Annotated in this window: 2 protein-coding genes; one reads left to right on the forward strand and one right to left on the reverse strand. The window is 75.7% G+C overall.

Features of this window, described 5'->3' with window-relative positions; translation table 11 throughout:
• The coding region (locus tag AB0J68_RS31180; RefSeq protein WP_363942355.1) for an ABC transporter ATP-binding protein at nt 1-1,108 on the forward strand (1,108 nt) is incomplete at its 5' end.
• Between the two features lie 47 nt (nt 1,109-1,155).
• On the opposite strand, the gene AB0J68_RS31185 is transcribed toward AB0J68_RS31180, so the two are convergent.
• Entirely contained in the window at nt 1,156-2,220 is a 1,065-nt protein-coding gene (locus tag AB0J68_RS31185) for an NADH:flavin oxidoreductase/NADH oxidase (RefSeq protein WP_363942357.1), read from the reverse strand.
• Nucleotides 2,221-2,268: the final 48 nt, after the last annotated feature.

Consider the following 2,268-nt stretch of genomic DNA (forward strand, 5'->3'; position numbering starts at 1 on the left):
CCTGGTCTCGGCGCTCTCCGCGGCGCGGACGGTGAAGCTCGCCGGCGCCACGGCGGCGGTGCTGCGTCACCTCGCCGTCCTGGACGCGCTGCGCAGTGACCGGCAGCGACGGGAGATCTCCGTGCAGGTGTGGTCGCGGTCGACGCCGTCGGTGGCCAGTGGCCTGCTGCCGATCGGCGCGTGGGCCCTCTACCTGGGCGGCGAGCTGTCGGCCGGCGCGGTGCTGGTGGCGGTCTCCACGCTGGGCGCGGCCCGGTGGTTCGCCTGGACCACCGCGTCGTTGATCTCCCAGCTGCCGTCGGCGCGGGTGTGGACCCGCCGGACGGTGGCGATGACTGGCGTGGGCGCGTACACGGCGGCGGTGCCGGCGGTCGACCTGGCCGCCGGGACCGCGCCCGCGCCGACGTCGCCGCCCCGGCACCCGCTGCGCCGGTTGGAGCTGCGCCGCTTCTCGGTGGTGCACTCCGACGGCACGGTCGCCGTCCGGGACGTGGACCTGACGGTGCAGCGCGGGCAGTTGGTGCTGGTCGTGGGGCCGGTCGGGTCGGGCAAATCCTCGCTGCTGCGGGCGCTGGCCGGCATCGTGCACCACACCGGCGAGCTGTCGTGGAACGGCGACCCGGTCACCGAGCCCGAGCTGTTCCTGCGCCCCAACCAGGTCGGCTACGTCGGCCAGTTGCCCCGGGTGCTCTCCGGCACGGTGGCCGACAACATCGCGCTCGGCCACCAGGTGGACGCGGCCGGCGCGGTCAGCACCGCCCAGCTCGACCACGACCTGGCCGCCGCCGGCGGTGGGCTGGGTCTGCTCATCGGGCACAAGGGCACCCGGCTCTCCGGCGGCCAGCTACAGCGGCTGGCGCTGGCCCGGGCGCTGGCACCGCGTACCGAACTGCTGGTCGCCGACGACGTGTCGTCGGCGCTGGACGTCACCACCGAGCTGGCGCTGTGGCGGGCGCTGCGGGCGCACGGGGTGACCGTGGTCGGATCGACCGCGAAGCGTGCCGCGCTGGTCCGCGCCGACCACGTGGTGGTGTTGCACACCGGGGCGGTGGCGGCGCAGGGCACCTGGCGGGAGCTGGAGGGCGACTGGTCGCACCTGGCCGGCTGACGGTCGGGCGGCTGCCGGTGACGGCAGCCGCCCGTACGGGGTTCGGATCAGGCGCGGGCGTACTGGGCGGGTCCGCTGTACGCGACGCCGAGCTTCGCGGCGGCGCGGCGCGGCCAGTACGGGTCGCGCAGCAGTTCCCGGCCGAGCAGCACCAGGTCGGCCTCGCCGTTGGCGACGATCTCCTCGGCGTGCTCCGGCTCGACGATCAGGCCGACCGCGCCGGTCGGCACGCCCGCCTCACGGCGAATCTGGGCGGCCAGCGGCACCTGGTAGCCGGGGCCGAGCGGGATGCGCTGGTCCGGGCTGACGCCGCCGGAGGAGGCGTCGACCAGGTCGACGCCGACGCCGGCCAGCTCACCGGCGAGCACCACGCTGTCCTCGACGGTCCAGCCGCCCTCGACCCAGTCGGTGGCGGAGATCCGGGTGAGCACCGGCACGCTCTCGCCGACCGCGGCGCGCACGGCGCGGGCGACCTCCAGGGTGAGCCGCATCCGGGCGGCCCGATCGCCGCCGTACGCGTCGGTGCGGTGGTTGGTCAGCGGCGACAGGAACTCGTTGAGCAGGTAACCGTGCGCGGCGTGGATCTCCACGGCGGCGAAGCCGGCGGCGAGGGCCCGCTCGGCGCCTGCGGCGAACGCCTCGACCACCCTGGCGATACCCGCCGCGTCGAGGGCGGTCGGCGTCCGGTAGCCGGGCGTGAACGGCTCGGACCCGGGGGCGACGGGCGTCCAGCCGCCCTCGGCGTCCGGCACTCCGCCGCGCTCCGGCGCCCACGGCCGGTAGGTGGAGGCCTTGAAACCGGCGTGCGCGAGCTGGACGGCCGGCACCGCACCGTGGGCGGCGACGAACGCGGTGATCGGTCGCCAGGCGTCCACGTGCGCGTCGGACCACAACCCGGTGTCCTGCGGGGTGATCCGACCCTCGGGGAGTACGGCGGTCGCCTCGGTCAGCACCAGCCCGGCCCCGCCGACCGCGCGGCTGCCAAGGTGGATGCGGTGCCAGTCGGTGGGCAGGCCGTCCGGTCCGGCCGAGTACTGGCACATCGGCGCCATGGCGATCCGGTTGGGCAGGGTGACCCCGCGCAGGGCCAGGGGAGTGAACAGGGAACTCATCAGGTCATCCTCTCCGAAACGGCGACGGGCCCCTCTACCCGGGGCCCG

Origin of the sequence: Micromonospora sp. NPDC049580, from assembly GCF_040675595.1 — a bacterium.
GTDB lineage: Bacteria > Actinomycetota > Actinomycetes > Mycobacteriales > Micromonosporaceae > Micromonospora.

Excerpts from the sequence above, each read along its gene's own strand:
- AB0J68_RS31185 (WP_363942357.1), bottom strand. The coding sequence starts at position 2,220 with ATGAGTTCCCTGTTCACTCCCCTGGCCCTGCGCGGGGTCACCCTGCCC.